Raw genomic sequence first — 14,387 nt, forward strand, 5'->3', positions numbered from 1 at the left:
TCGTCCGCGCGCGACGACGCGGCGGGCATGCCCGCTGCGGCCGCCATGGTAGATGGAACCGGTTTCAATCTGAAGCGGAATAATGAAAAATGTTTATTGCCAAAATCGAGATAGTCGACCGGGCGGCCGTGTGCGCGGCGCGCCGTCCCTGTACAGCCCGGGCGGGCGCAGCCGATAATCGAGCGCGCCCCTTCCCTCGGGAGTTCCGTCATGCATGAAACGACCCTGCTGGTCTTCGCCGCCGTCGCCTTCGTCGGCATCGCGACACCCGGCCCGACCGTGCTGCTCGCGCTGACCAACGGCTCGCGCTACGGCGTGCGACGCGCGGCCTATGGCTTCGCGGGCGCGATGCTGTCCGATTTCGTGCTGATCGTCGCGGTCGCGCTCGGCCTCGGCGCGCTGCTGATGGCGTCGGCGTTCTGGTTCTCGGTCGTGAAGTGGCTCGGCGCCGCTTACCTCGCGTACGTCGGCATCCGGCTGCTGATGTCGAAGGGTTCGCTCGACGTCGCCGCCGCGCACGGTGAAACGGTATCCGGGCGCAACGCGTCGATCTTCGCGAAGAGTTTCCTCACGGCGGTGACGAACCCGAAGGGCTACCTGTTCTTCTCCGCGTTCCTGCCGCAGTTCCTCGATCCGTCCGCGCCGCTCGCGCCGCAATACGTCGCGCTCGCGGTCACCTTCGCGCTGCTCGACGGCGCGGTGATGTTCGGCTACGCGCTGCTCGGCGCACGCGCGGTGCGACTGCTGAAGCGCGCGGGCGCGCTGTGGCTCGAACGCACGTGCGGCGCGATGCTGCTCGCGCTCGCCGGGTCGCTGGCGCTGTACCGGCGTCATGCGACGTAGGGGCGGACACCGATGAAAATCGCCGCACCGCCCCGCTCCGGCTTTCCCGGCCTGTCGCTCCGCCAGCTCGAACGCGCCGACCTCGACGCGTGGTATGCGTACCTGTCGATGCCCGACGTCTTCCGCCACACGAGCTGGAACCTGCGCGCGCCCGACGATCTGCTGCCGCTGTTCGACACCATCGAATCGACCGACCCCGATTCGATCCGGCGTCTCGCCGTGATCGACGACGCATCGGGCGCGCTCGCCGGGACGATCGGCCTGCATACCGTCTCCACCGCGAACCGCTCGGCGGAGATCGCATACGATCTCGCGCCGTCGCACTGGGGGCGCGGGGTCGCGAGCGCGCTGTGCGCGGCCGTCACCGCGTGGGCCTTCGCGGACGGCGGCTTCATGCGCATGCAGGGCGTGGTGCTGACCGGCAACGCGGGCTCCGCGCGCGTGCTGCAGAAGTGCGGCTACCGCTACGAAGGGCTGTTGCGCGCGTACAGGATGGTGCGCGGCACACCGGGCGATTTCGCGATGTACGCGCGCCTCGCGACAGACTGACGCGCCACCCGCGGCTTCACGCCCAACCGTTCACGGCCTGCGGAATCGCACGTGCACGCGCACGTGCACGCCATTGGACGGCCTGCGCCGAATTGGCGACAATCGCCGTTCCCTTCCCCGACGATCCACCATGAAAATCGCCGCGCTGTCCGACATCCACGGCAACCTCGCCGCGCTCGACGCGGTGCTCGACGACGTCCGCCGCCGCGGCGCCGACGTGATCGTCAACCTCGGCGACATCCTGTCGGGGGCGCTCCATCCGCCCGAAACGGCCGACCGCCTGATCGCGCTCGACCTGCCGACCATCAGGGGCAATCACGAACGGCAACTGCTCGACGGCGATCGCGAGTCGATGCGGCTGTCGGATCGCTGGGCGCACGACACGCTGCGCGCCGACCATCTCGAATGGATCGCCGCGCTGCCCGAGCGCGCGACGCTCGACGGCGACGTGTTAATGGTGCACGGCACGCCCGGCAGCGACCTCGCCTATTTCCTCGAAACCGTCACGCCCGACGGCTGCCGCTCGGCGACGCCCGCGGAAATCGCGCAACGCGCGGGCGACGAACCGGCATCGCTGATCCTGTGCGGCCACACGCACATCCCGCGTGCGGCCAGACTCGACGACGGCCGGCTGATCGTCAACCCGGGCAGCGTCGGGCTGCAGGCGTACGCGGACGACCTGCCGCACCCGCACCGCATCGAGACGGGTTCGCCGCATGCGCGCTACGCGATGGTGTCGCGCACGGCGGCCGGCTGGAACGTCGAATTTCATGCGGTCGAATACGACTGGCACACGGCGGCCGCCACCGCGGCATCGCGCGGGCGCGACGACTGGACCGTCGCGCTGCGCACCGGCCGGTGCTGACACGCGCCGCCCGCTGTTACTTCATTCACAGGAAAACCGCGCCACCATGCCCGTTCCGTCGCAACTGCTCTTCCTGCCCGGCGCATCGGGCAGCACCGCCTTCTGGCAACCGCTCGCCGGCAGCCTGACGCATCCGGCCGAACGCCGGATCGTCGGCTATCCGGGTTTCGGCGACACGCCGCGCGATCCGGCCGTCGACGATTTCGACAGCCTCGTGCGTCATGTCCTGGAAACGATCGACCGGCCGACCGCCGTGATCGCGCAATCGATGGGCGGCGTGATCGCGATGCGCGCGGCGCTCGACAAGCCCGGCCAGGTCACGCACCTCGTACTGACGGTCACGTCCGGCGGGCTCGACATGGCAGGGCTCGGCGCGCAGGACTGGCGGGCCGGGTTCGCGCAAGCCAACCCGCAGCTGCCCGACTGGTTCCTGACGTTCCGTGCCGACCTGTCGCGGGACATCAGCCGCATCGCGCAGCCGACGCTGCTGCTGTGGGGCGACGACGATCCGCTCAGCCCCGTCGCGGCCGGCCGGCGCCTGCTCGAGCGGCTGCCCGACGCGCAGCTGCACGTCGTGCCGGGCGGCCGGCACGATCTCGCGGCCGTGCACGCGGCGACGCTCGCGCCGCTCGTCGATGCGCATCTGCGGCGCGTGTGACGTCGCGCGCGTCGGCGTCGGCGTCGGCGTCGGCGTCGGCGTCGGCGTCGGCGTCGGCGTCAGTTTCCGCTACGGCTTCAGCACGAACCTGAAACCCCGCGGCTCACGCGCCGCCCCCCGTCACCCCGCATTGCGCAGCGTGAGCCGCGCCTCCAGCCCGCCGCCGTCCGCGCGGTTGTTCAGCGTGAGCGTGCCGCCCATCGCAAGCGCGAGTTGCCGCGCGATCGCGAGGCCGAGCCCCGTGCCGCCCGTCTCCCGGTTGCGCGACGTCTCCACGCGCCGGAACGGCTCGAACACCGCGTCGAGCTGATCGTCCGGAATGCCGGGCCCGCGGTCGAGCACGGCGATCACCGCGCCGCCGTCCGGCGCGGCGTGCACGTCGATCTCGGCCGCGCCCGCGAACTTCAGCGCGTTGTCGACGAGGTTGCCGACGATGCGGCGCAGCGCCTTCGGCCGCGTGACGAGCGCGAGCGGCGCGCGGCTGTGCAGCGCGACGTCCTGCCCCGCATCCGTGTAATCGCACACGATGCTGTCGAGCAGCGCATCGAGATCGATGCGGCGCGCGGCCTCCTCGGTGCCGTGCAGCGTCCGCGCATACGCCACGCCCTCCTTCACCAGATGCTCCATCTCGAGCAGGTCCTGGCGCAGCTTCGCGCCCTGCGTGTCGTCGTCCATCACGTCGACGCGCAAGCGCATTCGCGTGATCGGCGTCTGCAGGTCGTGCGAGATCGACGCGAGGATCTGCATGCGCTCGGCCATGTACTGCGCGATACGGTCCTGCATCGCGTTGAACGCCCGGGCGGCGCGCGCGACTTCCGACGGCCCGCCCTCGTTCAGCCGCTCGCCCTTCAGGTCGGGGCCGAGCGCATCGGCGGCCTGCGCGAGCTGCTTGAGCGGCCGCGTCGCGAGCCGCACCGCGAGCCAGCAGCACGCGGCCAGCACCGCGAGCTGCAGCAGGAGCACGACCGGCAGCCAGCCCGACAGCGGCACCGTCGACATCGGATGGATGTCGATCGTGAGCGGCGACCCGTCGGTCAGGCGCAGATGCACCTGCAGATGTTCGCGGTCGCCGGGGATCGCGTTCGCGGTCAGCGGATAGTCGCCGCCGATGCCGTCGGAAATCGACCGCTCGACGCGCGCCGACAGCCGCGCTTCCGGCGGCGTGCCGGTCTCGCCGGGCCCGAGGATGAACGCATAGCTGCGCCGCGCAAGGCGCGGCAGCCAGGCGGCCCGCTCGGCCGGCGGCAGGTGGTCGAGCAGCGCGACCGAGCTGGCGACCTCGCGCTCGATGTAGCCCATCATCAGGTTGGTGGTCGCCTGGTCGCGCTCGGTCACCGTGAGCCAGAACGACAGCGTCTGCGCGAGCGCGAGGCCCACGCACAGGATCAACGCGAGCCGCGCGAACAGCGAGCGCGGCCAGTGCCACGACGTCAACGTGCGCGCGCTCATGGCGTACCGTCGACGGCGGTCACGGCCGACGAGAACACGTAGCCCTCGTTGCGCAGCGTCTTGATGTAGCGCGGCTCGCGCGCGCCGTCGCGCAGGCGCTGGCGCAGCCGGCTCACGAGCAGGTCGATCGACCGGTCGAACGGGTCGGACTGCCGCCCCTGCGTGAGATTGAGCAACTGGTCGCGCGTCAGCACGCGCTGCGGGTTGTCGAGGAACACGCGCAGCAGCCGGTATTCGGCGCCGCTCAGCGCGACCAGCGTGCCGTCGGTATCGAGCAGGTGGCGTCCGGTCGTGTCGAGACGCCATTCGCCGAACGCGAGCATCGCGGCCGTTTCCGTCACCTGCATGCCGGGCGGCAGCATGCGTGCGCGCCGCAGCACCGAGCGGATCCGCGCGAGCAGTTCGCGCACCGCGAACGGCTTGGCGAGGTAGTCGTCGGCGCCCATCTCGAGGCCGATGATGCGGTCGGTTTCCTCGCCGCGCGCGGTCAGCATCAGCACGGGCACCGTGCGGAACTTGCCCGCGCGCAGGTCGCGGCACAGCGTGAGGCCGTCCTCGCCCGGCATCATCAGGTCGAGCACGATCATGTCGGGCGCGCCGTCGTCCAGCACGTTGCGCATCTCGCGGCCGTTCGCGGCCAGCGATACGCGCATGCCGTTCTTCTCCAGATAATCCGCGATCAGTTCGCGGATCGCGCGATCGTCGTCGACGATCAGCACGTGGTCGATCTTGTCCATGGGTCGTTTCGGTATCGAGGTATCGATGAGTCGAGGCAGGCGATGTCCGCTTTTATACCGCACGGCGGGCGCGCGTTTGTATCCCAATGTATCGCGCCGCCGTGACGACACACAACATTGCACACGCGCGGCTTGCCGGACACATCGCAGATACGTCGGCGCCGCCTAATGGGGCCTGTCGAAACCCGTCCGGCCGCCGCCTCCGAGCGGCGGCCTCCCGCTCAGGAGAACGCCATGCTGCCCCGACTCAAGACCGCCGCCCTCGTCATCGCCCTCGCCGCCACGGCCGGGCTCGCCGCGTTCGCCGGCACCCGCGACGATGCGAGCATGCCGGCCTCGCAGGCCGGGACGGCGGCACCGGATTTCACGGGCATCGACCGCTGGCACAACAGCGCGCCGCTGACGCTCGGCCAGTTGCGCGGCAAGGTCGTGCTCGTCGATTTCTGGACGTACTCGTGCATCAACTGCATTCATACGATTCCGTACGTGAAGGAATGGGACCGCAAGTATCGCGACCAGGGGCTCGTGGTGGTCGGCGTGCATACGCCCGAGTATCCGTTCGAGCGCGACGCGGGCAACGTCGCCGATGCGATCAGGCGCTTCGGCATCCGGTACCCGGTCGCGCAGGACAACCGCTACGACACGTGGCGCGCGTACGGCAACCAGTACTGGCCCGCGCTCTACCTGATCGACGCGAGCGGAAAGGTCGTCTATACGCGCTATGGCGAAGGCGCGTACGACAAGACCGAGGCCGCGATTCGCGATGCGCTCGCGCAGGCGGGAGAAGGCACGAAGGGCGCGACGCGCACGCAATGACGGGCGCCGGTGCGCGGGCGTGGCACGCGCCCGCGCACGCCGCCGGGGTCACGGCGTGCACGCCGCTTGCGCGTCACGCGCGTCACTCGCGTTTCGCGTCGGCCGCCGCGAGCATCGCCTCCCCGATCGCGAGGCTGCCCTCCGCGACCAGCGCTTCGCCCGCGCCGCGGATATCGGCTTCGTCCTTGTTCTGCCCGAGCTTGCGCTTGCCGACGAGCCGCGTGATCTCGATCTGCAGCCCGACGATCGACGCCAGCATCCTGTCGATGTAGTCCTTCGGCGCGTCGCCCATCTTCCACGGCACCGGCTGCGACGCCTCGTGCGTGCGCGTCAGCCGCGCGACCACGCCGCGCACGAACTTCTCGTCGTCGCGCACCGTGATGCGGCCGTGCGCGTGCACGACCACGTAGTTCCAGGTCGGCACCTGCCGGTGCGCCACGTGCTTGCTCGGATACCAGGTCGGCGAGATGTAGGCGTCGCCCGCGCGGAAGATCGCGAGCACCTCGTCGCCGTTCGCGACGTCCTGCCAGACCGGATTCGCGCGCGAGACGTGCGCGTGCAGCTCGCCGAGCCCGCCGTCGCCGGGCAGCAGTTCGAACGGAATGTGGTTCGCGTCGAGCCCGTTCCTGCCGTGCGTGATCAGGCTGCCGAACGGATGCTGCACGATCAGCTCGCGCATCGCGTCGGGGTCGGGCTCGTTGAATTCGGCGGGGACGTACATGTCGGCTCCACGGTCATGCGGGGTTGGAAACGGCGCGGGCGCGAGCCCGTCACCCGCCGATTGTGACTTCAAACTGGTTTATGCTGTAGAGCCGGTTTGGAACAATTTCAGCAGACCAGAATCATGGCAAGAACGACCCGGATCGTCGAAATCCCGTCGCTCGGCGCGCTCGACCGCGCGGCCGGCGACCTGAGCCGCCAGCTCGCGCAGGCGCTGCGCGAAGCCGTGCGTCGCGGCGACGTCCGGCCGGGCGACGCGCTCCCGTCCACGCGGCTGCTCGCCACGTCGCTGCAGGTTGCCCGCGGCACCGTCGTCGATGCGTATGCGCAGCTCATCGCCGAAGGCTTTCTCGAATCGCGCGGCGGCGCGGGCACGCGGGTCGCGAACGCGCTCGCGGAACCGCCGCCCGGCCCCGAACCCGCGCCGCCCGCGCCACGACGGCGCGCGGCCCACGCCGGGCTGCCCGAGCCGGCCGCCGCCTTCGCGCGGATCGCCCGCGAATTCCGCCCGCTGCCGGCGATGCCGTTCGCGATCTCGGTACCGATCGGCCTCACCGCGCCCGACGACATCTGGCGCCGGCTCGGCAACCGCCTGCGCGCGCGCGGCGCCGGCGCGCCGTCCGGCTATGCCGATCCGCAAGGCGCGCTGCCGCTGCGCGAAGCGATCGCCGACTACGTGCGCCGTTCGCGCTCGGTGCGCTGCGAGGCCGGCCAGGTCGTGATCACGAGCGGCACGCAGCAGGGGCTGCACCTCGCGAGCCAGCTGCTGCTCGGCGCGGGCGACCGGGCCTGGGTCGAGAACCCGGCCTATCGCGGCATCACCGCGCTGCTCGAGAGCACCGGGCGACACGACGCAATGGTGCGCGTGCCGGTCGACGCCGACGGCCTCGACGTCGACGCCGGCATCCGCCTCGCGCCCGATGCGCGCGCCGCATTCGTCACGCCGTCGCACCAGTATCCGCTCGGCATGCCGCTCAGCATGGCGCGGCGCAATGCGCTGCTCGCGTGGGCGCGTGCACGCCACGCGTGGGTGGTCGAGGACGACTACGACAGCGAGCTGCGCTACGAAGGTTATCCGTTCCCGTCGCTGCAGGGTCTCGACCCCGATCGCGTGATCTACCTCGGCACGTTCAGCAAGATCCTGTTTCCGTCGCTGCGGCTCGGCTACGTGATCGCCCCCCACGATCTCGTGCCCGCGTTCTGCGGCGCGCGCGCACTGATGGATCGCCATGTGCCGACCGCCGACCAGCACGTGCTGGCCGCGTTCATCGCGGAAGGCCATCTCGACCGCCACATCCGCCGCGTGCGCGGCGTGTATGCGGAGCAGCGCGCGCTGCTGATCGACACGCTCGGTGCGCGGCTGCCGCGCGAACGCGCGTGGGTGCAGCCGGGCGATCAGGGGATGCACGTCGTGCTGTGGCTCGCGGACGGCATCGACGATCTCGACGTGGTCGAGCGCGCCGCGCAAGCCGGCGTCGCGGTGCGCGCGGTATCGCCGATGTTCGCGCCGGGCACGGCCCGCCCGGGGCTCGTGCTGGGCTTCGGCGGGTTCGGCCGCGCGCAGATGGAAGCGGCCGCGCAGCGGCTCGCGGACGTCGTATCGTCAGCGGAATCGCGGCGGCGGGTGCCGCAAAAGGTTGTCGACGGGCAACAAACGTAATCGTCTGTAAATCCTGCAAGCAAACGGCCGTTTTAGCGGGCGTCGCCCGTGGGTCGTTTGCTAGGATCGCGCCTCCTCCATCCGCGCTCCTGCCGCCTTGAACCGCTTCGTGCCGCTTCTTCGAGACGCGTGGCTCCGTTGCCGCGCCCGCGTCGCACCGCTGGCCGCCGCCAGCCGCGCGCGCATCCGTGCGCTGTGCGCCGGCGCATGGCATCGCCTGCGCCATCCGACGCGCCGCGGCGTCGCGCTGACGCTCGCCGCGATCCCGCTGGTCGGCCTGCTGGTGCTGCTCGCGTTCGTGCCGTTCACGCCGAGCATCGGCGACATCCGCAAGGCCCGCATCGACCGCCCCGCGCGCGTGCTGTCGGCCGACGGCCAGGTCATCGCCGAATTCCGGCCCGTCAACCGCGAATGGGTGCCGCTCAAGCAGATCTCGCCGCACATGGTCAACGCGCTGATCGCGACCGAGGACCACCGCTTCTACGCGCATCACGGCATCGACTGGCGCCGCACGCTCGCGGCCGGGCTGCATACGTTCTCGGGCAGCCGCCAGGGCGGCTCGACGATCACGCAGCAACTCGCGCGCAACCTGTACCCGGACGAAGTCGGCCGCGCACCGACGCTCACGCGCAAGGTGAAGGAGCTGATCACCGCGTTCAAGATCGAGACGGTGTACAGCAAGGACGAGATTCTCGAGACCTACCTGAACACCGTGCCGTTCCTGTACAACGCGTACGGCGTCGAGATGGCCGCGCGTACCTACTTCGGCAAATCGGCCGACCAGCTCGACATCGTCGAAAGCGCGACGCTCGTCGGGATGCTGAAGGGCAACAGCTACTACAACCCGGTGCTGAATCCGGAACGCGCGGTCCAGCGCCGCAACATCGTGCTCGCGCGGATGGCGGCGATGGGCATGCTGTCGCCACGGCAGCTCGCGCAATTGCAGCGCCGGCCGCTGCGCGTCGACTTCGAGCCGCAAACCGCTCAGCCGGGCCCGGCTCCGCACTTCGCGGTGCAGCTGCGCAAGTGGCTGATCGCCTGGGCCGACCGCAACAACTACGACCTCTACTCGGACGGCCTCGTCGTGCGCACGACGCTCGATGCGCAACTGCAGGACATGGCGACGCAAGCGCTGACGCAGCAAACCGATCGCCTGCAGGCAGTCGCCGACAGCGCATGGCGCGGCCCGTCCGGCTGCGGGCTGCGCAACGACCTGTTCCGAGGCTTCATCCGGCAGACGCCCGACTATCGCGACGCGCGCGCCGCTGGGCTCGCCGATGTCGCCGCGCTGAAGCAGCTCGGCGCGAATCGCGCGTTCATGCATGCGTTGTGCGAACGCAAGACGCAGGTGCAGGCCGGCTTCGTCGCGATCGACCCGCGCAACGGCGCGATTCGCGCATGGGTCGGCAGCCCCGACTTCGGCAGCGAGCCGTTCGATCACGTGGTGCAGGCGCGGCGCCAGCCGGGTTCGACGTTCAAGCCGTTCGTCTATGGCGCCGCGTTCGCGGACGGCATGCGGCCGGGCGACACGTTCGTCGATCGCCCCGTCGCGATCCCGATCGGCACGCACGCGGTGTGGCGTCCGACCGACGCCGAGCCGCCGACCGACGCACCGATGACGCTGCGCGACGCGCTCGCGCTGTCGCGCAACCGCATCACCGCGCAGGTGATGCAGCGCGAAGGCGCGGCCAGGGTCGCGCAGCTCGCGCGCGCGATGGGCGTGCGCGAAAGCCCGCTCGACGCGGTACCGTCGCTCGCGCTCGGCACGAGCCCCGTCACGCTGAAGGAAATGGTGTCCGCCTACGGGACGATCGCGAATCGCGGCGTATACGTCGCGCCGCAGATGATCACGCGCATCGAGGATCGCGACGGCAAGGTGCTCGCCGCGTTCAACAGCGCACCGCCCGAACGCGCGTTGCCGGTGGCCGCCGCGCAGACGCTGGTCGACGTGATGCGCGGCGTCGTCGATTACGGGACCGGCGAGGACATCCGTTCGCGCTACGGGATCCGCGTCGACGTCGCCGGCAAGACCGGCACGACGCAGGACAACACGGACGGCTGGTTCATCCTGATGCATCCGCAACTGGTGGCCGGCGCGTGGGTCGGCTTCGACGACGGCAACGTGACGCTGCGCAGCGACTACTGGGGCGCGGGCGCGCACAGCGCGTTGCCGATCGTCGGGGCGTTCTACGATGCGGCACTGCGTACGCGCGCGATCGATCCGCGTGCGCAGTTCTCGCCCGACTTCCGGCCGCGCAGCGCACCGGCGCCGGCGCCGAAACGGCGTCCGCACCCCGGCCTGTTCGACTGGCTGAGGTTCTTCCGCTGATCGTCGTGCCGGCACGCACGACAGCGGCCCCGGCTACCGCCGCGTCGTCGTCGCGTGCCCGTCCGCGTACAGCCATACGGGTACGCCGTCGTCGCGCAACGCGGCGACCGGTTCGCCCATGCTCCAGTTCTGCGCGACCTCGGCACGACGGACGTACCACGGCATCAACGTCGTGTGCCCGGCGGCGGCGTCGGGATCGTCGTCGAACAGCGCATCGTCGCCGATCCGCGTGTAACGCGCCGGATGCAGCACGGTGCCGTCCGCGCGAAACACCGTCGCCCGCACGTCGTCACCGCTCTCGTCCTGCACGCAGGCCAGCCAGCCGTGATCGGCGCCCCAGAACAGGCCGGCCATGTCGTCGTAGCGCCCCTGCACGACCGTCGCGCCCGTCTCGAGATCGCAGATCGCAAACTTCACCGGCTCGCCCGGCAGCACGCCGATCGCGTAACGCGTGAACAGTTCGCCCGGCACGGCTTCGTCATCGGGCAACCACGGCAGCGCCCCCATGTTGACGAAATCGAACGGCGTCAGCACGTGGCCCTGCCCGTCGACGATCGCGCAACGCCCGTCGTCGCGCCGCACGATATGGCGGATCGCGCCAAGCTCGGACAGCATGTCCGTCCGTTCGTCGTCGGTCAGCGTGGCGATTTCCGCGTAAAGCGGCTCGACGACGACCCGGCCTTTCGCATCGACCAGGCCGACATGGCCGTTGCGCCGCGCGAGGAAGGCACCGCATTCGGACGACCATTCGAGTGCGGCCCACTCGGGCGGCGCGCGCCATTGCCCGTCGCGCCCGATCAGCCCCCACTGCTCGCCTTCGGATACCGCCGCGACGGCGCCGTTCACGAATTCATGTGCATCGTCGAAGCGCGGCGGAATCACCCACGCACCGTGCGTGTCGACGAAGCCCCAGCGGCCGTCCAGGCTCGCGGACGCAACCCCGCCGGTGAATTCGCCGAAATCGTCGAGCGACGGTTCGAGCACCCACGTGCCGTCCGTGCCCACGAGCCCGAACCGCTCGCCGACGCGCACGCACGCGACGTCGCCGCTGAAATCCCACACGGCGTCGAACGCCGGTTCGCGCACGATCCGCATCTCGTCGCCACCACCGTCGCCATCACCATCGGCAAACAGCAGGCCGACCTTCCCGTCGCGCGCGGCCCACAGCAACCGGCGATCGCGCGCGCCGCTCGTCCACAGGTTCGTCCACTCGGGCGGCACGATCACGCGCCACGCGTCGTCGACTTCCCGCCGCACGCCCCACAGGCCGTTGCGCGCGCGAAAGCTGAACGTGCCGTAGCCGAGCCAGTTGCCGTGCACTTCGCCGGCGTCGAACATCTCGGCAAACGCCACGCCGCGCGGCGGCTCCTGTCGCTGGAAATAGTGATGCGACACGCCGCCGAACCCGAAGCCCCACGCCCAGTCGCGCCAGTCGGCGGGCGTATCGATCTCGAGCACGTCGCGCACGCCGCGCACGTCGCGGAAATCCATGCAGTTCGCGACCCGCCACCACAGGCGCGTGCAGTTGTCGCGCTCCTCGCGGATGTATTCGTCCGGATCGCCGCCGTCGAGCCACGACAGTTCGTCGAGATTCGCGGACAGCCGCGGGGCGCCATGCGCATCGCCGAACGCATCGATCGACTCGCCGAGGTGACGCACGAGCGCATCGAACTGGCGCGCGAGCGCCGGATCGTCGCCGGGCAGCGGATACGCGACGACGAACGACGCGAGCCGGCTGAGTCGCGCATGCGCCGCGCGTGCATCGCTGGCGAGGTTCGGCGTGCCGGCGTCGCCGAACACGCGCTGATCCGTTATCGCGTCGCCCGCACCGCCGTCGGCCAGCAGCACGCGCCACAGCAGCGGAAAGTGATTGTTGGATTCCGCGAACTCGATCGTTCGCGCGTCGTCGCCGTCACCGGCCTGGAGATAGAGCCATGCTCGATTGCCCATCGGAAAGGTCGCCCTCGTCGTGTCGTCGTGTATCGCGGTACGTCGGCTCGCACGCCGTCAGCGTGCCGCGGCCGGCGGCGAATCGCCGCGGCGCGCGACCCGATACAGCTCGGTGCCGTCGACCTGGAAACCCTGCACCGTGCGCAGCAGGACGCCCGTGGTCGAATGCTTCGTGGTGAAGCTGTTGCCCGTGATCGACGTGACCTGATACGGCGAGCCAATCGGCATCTTGATCAGCTCGCCGCCCGGCACCTCGAGCACACAGGCGCCCGGCGGCGCCTTGTCAGGGCCGTCGGTTTCCAGCTCGGCCTCTTGCGTCGGTGCCGTTTCGACACTCCATTGACCGGCGTCGCGCCCGCGCAGCACGATCTTGCCGCCCACTTTCTCGACGCGCAGCGTCGCCGGTTTGCCGGCGGCCGGCGCGTAATCGCCGAGCAGCCCGTCGCAGGCACTGCCGGCTTGCGCGGACATCGAGACGAACAACATCAGACAGAAAACAGGAATACGCACGGCGGGCCTCTCAGGATTCGAATTGTTGTCGGAATGCCGGCGCGGACGCGCACGGCGGCAGCGGCACGACCGGGTGCCGCCGGACGCCAATATAGCGAACGCAACCGACGTGCGCCAGCCCGCAAGGCTGCATTTCCACCTGAACGAAGTACCGGCCGGCCGATGTGGCAGGCAATGCGCTCAACCGGCTGCGAGCGTCGCGGCCAGCGTGTCGAACTCCGGCGCCCACGCCGCGCGCCACGCGGCCTTCGTCGCATCGTCGACCCACGCGCCGTCGATCCCGTTCAGCATGAATTGCTTGAGATCGGCGACCGTAAAGCCGAAATGGCTGAACATCAGCTCCCACGCCTCCGACGGGTTGACCTTGTGCAGCGTCGGATCGTCGGTGTTCGGATGGATCTTCAGCCCGAGGCCCGGCATCTTGCGCATCGGATGCCGTTCCGCCCATTGCTCCGGCGGCAGCGTGCGCAGGTAGTACGAATTCGTCGGCACGACGGTGAAGACGATCCCGCGTTCCGCGTAGCGCGCGCAAAGCTCGGGGTTGTCGACGATCGTATAGCCGTGATCGACGCGATCGACCTGCAGCAGATCCACGGCCGTCTCGACGTTGCGCCACGGCATCCCGAACTCGCCCGCATGCGCGGTCGTGCGGAAACCGGCCGCGCGCGCATTGCGGTAAGCCTTCCAGAACAGCTCCGGCGGCCGGTCGTTCTCGCGATAGTCGATCCCGAGCCCCGCCACTTCGTCCGCGCGATGCGCCTTCATCCATTCGACGATCGCCACGGCCTCGTCCGGATCCTGCTCGCGGTCGATGCTCGGGATCAGGCGCGCGCCGATTCCGAAGTCGCGCGCGGCGTCGCGGATCGCCGTCACGATCGCGGCCTGCGCGTCCGCATACGCGATCCCCGACACCCGTACCGTGCCCGTCGGATTCCAGAAATATTCCGCATGCCGCACGTTGTGCGCGGCCGCATCCTCCAGATACTCATAAGCGATGCGCCGCAGGTCGTCGGGCCGCGTGAGCAGATACTGGTCGAGCGCGCGCAGCACGTGCAGCACGCCGACCGGCTTCTCGCCGCGCGCATAGAACGCGTCGATCTCCGCACGCTCGATCGGCGCGCCGCTGCGTTCCGCGAGCGCGACGAACGTGTCGTGCCGCACCGCGCCGAGCAGATGGCAATGCAGCTCGACCTTCGGCAGCGCGTGGAAGAAGGCCCGATGGGCCGGCGTGATCTCGATGCCCGTGCGCGCGGCCGGGACGTTACCTGGTGTTGCCTTCATTGCAGTCTCGTTTTGGGTAG

The 14,387-nt window shown here is 70.0% G+C and carries 13 protein-coding genes; 7 read left to right on the forward strand and 6 right to left on the reverse strand.

Annotation, left to right across the window (positions count from 1 at the left end):
* The first annotated feature begins 210 nt into the window (after positions 1-210).
* From APZ15_RS22765 to APZ15_RS22780, 4 genes are all read left to right on the forward strand, one after another.
* Positions 211-843, forward strand: coding sequence for a LysE family translocator (locus tag APZ15_RS22765; RefSeq protein ID WP_027790559.1), 633 nt, complete (start codon positions 211-213; stop codon positions 841-843).
* 12 nt (positions 844-855) lie between these two features.
* On the forward strand, positions 856-1,392 hold the full coding sequence (locus tag APZ15_RS22770) for a GNAT family N-acetyltransferase (protein WP_027790558.1): 537 nt from the start codon (positions 856-858) through the stop codon (positions 1,390-1,392).
* Positions 1,393-1,522: 130 nt separating this feature from the next.
* Positions 1,523-2,257: a metallophosphoesterase family protein gene (locus APZ15_RS22775; RefSeq protein WP_027790557.1), complete on the forward strand. Its 735-nt coding sequence runs from the start codon at positions 1,523-1,525 to the stop codon at positions 2,255-2,257.
* Positions 2,258-2,303: 46 nt separating this feature from the next.
* The gene (locus tag APZ15_RS22780) at positions 2,304-2,915 is read left to right on the forward strand and encodes an alpha/beta fold hydrolase (protein ID WP_027790556.1); all 612 of its coding nucleotides are present in this window, start codon (positions 2,304-2,306) and stop codon (positions 2,913-2,915) included.
* 120 nt (positions 2,916-3,035) lie between these two features.
* On the opposite strand, the gene APZ15_RS22785 is transcribed toward APZ15_RS22780, so the two are convergent.
* Positions 3,036-4,364 carry an ATP-binding protein gene (locus APZ15_RS22785; protein ID WP_027790555.1) on the reverse strand — a complete coding sequence of 443 codons (1,329 nt, stop codon included), beginning with the start codon at positions 4,362-4,364 and terminating at the stop codon, positions 3,036-3,038.
* A complete protein-coding gene (locus tag APZ15_RS22790; RefSeq protein ID WP_027790554.1) occupies positions 4,361-5,101 on the reverse strand; it encodes a response regulator in 741 nt (246 codons plus the stop codon). The genes APZ15_RS22785 and APZ15_RS22790 overlap by 4 nt, the downstream gene beginning before the upstream one ends.
* Before the next feature lie 234 nt (positions 5,102-5,335).
* On the opposite strand from APZ15_RS22790, the gene APZ15_RS22795 reads away from it, so the two are divergent.
* Complete coding sequence (locus tag APZ15_RS22795) at positions 5,336-5,917, forward strand: thioredoxin family protein (RefSeq protein WP_027790553.1); 582 nt, start codon at positions 5,336-5,338, stop codon at positions 5,915-5,917.
* Between the two features lie 82 nt (positions 5,918-5,999).
* Here the strand turns inward: APZ15_RS22795 and APZ15_RS22800 are convergent, their stop codons facing one another.
* Positions 6,000-6,638: an FMN-binding negative transcriptional regulator gene (locus APZ15_RS22800; protein WP_027790552.1), complete on the reverse strand. Its 639-nt coding sequence runs from the start codon at positions 6,636-6,638 to the stop codon at positions 6,000-6,002.
* 123 nt (positions 6,639-6,761) lie between these two features.
* Here APZ15_RS22800 and pdxR point away from each other — a divergent pair, with 123 nt between their 5' ends.
* Both pdxR and APZ15_RS22810 read left to right on the forward strand, forming a co-directional pair.
* On the forward strand, positions 6,762-8,297 hold the full coding sequence (pdxR, locus tag APZ15_RS22805; protein ID WP_049097938.1) for a MocR-like pyridoxine biosynthesis transcription factor PdxR: 1,536 nt from the start codon (positions 6,762-6,764) through the stop codon (positions 8,295-8,297).
* A gap of 97 nt (positions 8,298-8,394) precedes the next feature.
* Positions 8,395-10,626 (forward strand): penicillin-binding protein 1A, encoded by a 2,232-nt coding sequence (locus tag APZ15_RS22810; RefSeq protein WP_027790551.1) that lies wholly within the window; start codon positions 8,395-8,397, stop codon positions 10,624-10,626.
* Positions 10,627-10,659: 33 nt separating this feature from the next.
* On the opposite strand, the gene APZ15_RS22815 is transcribed toward APZ15_RS22810, so the two are convergent.
* From APZ15_RS22815 to add, 3 genes are all read right to left on the reverse strand, one after another.
* Positions 10,660-12,576, reverse strand: a complete 1,917-nt coding sequence (locus APZ15_RS22815; protein ID WP_027790550.1) for a WG repeat-containing protein — start codon at positions 12,574-12,576, stop codon at positions 10,660-10,662.
* Positions 12,577-12,633: 57 nt separating this feature from the next.
* Entirely contained in the window at positions 12,634-13,086 is a 453-nt protein-coding gene (locus APZ15_RS22820; RefSeq protein ID WP_226112773.1) for a hypothetical protein, read from the reverse strand.
* Between the two features lie 180 nt (positions 13,087-13,266).
* Entirely contained in the window at positions 13,267-14,367 is a 1,101-nt protein-coding gene (gene add / locus APZ15_RS22825; RefSeq protein WP_027790548.1) for an adenosine deaminase, read from the reverse strand.
* Between the last annotated feature and the right edge of the window lie 20 nt (positions 14,368-14,387).

It is taken from the genome of Burkholderia cepacia ATCC 25416, from assembly GCF_001411495.1.
GTDB lineage: Bacteria > Pseudomonadota > Gammaproteobacteria > Burkholderiales > Burkholderiaceae > Burkholderia > Burkholderia cepacia.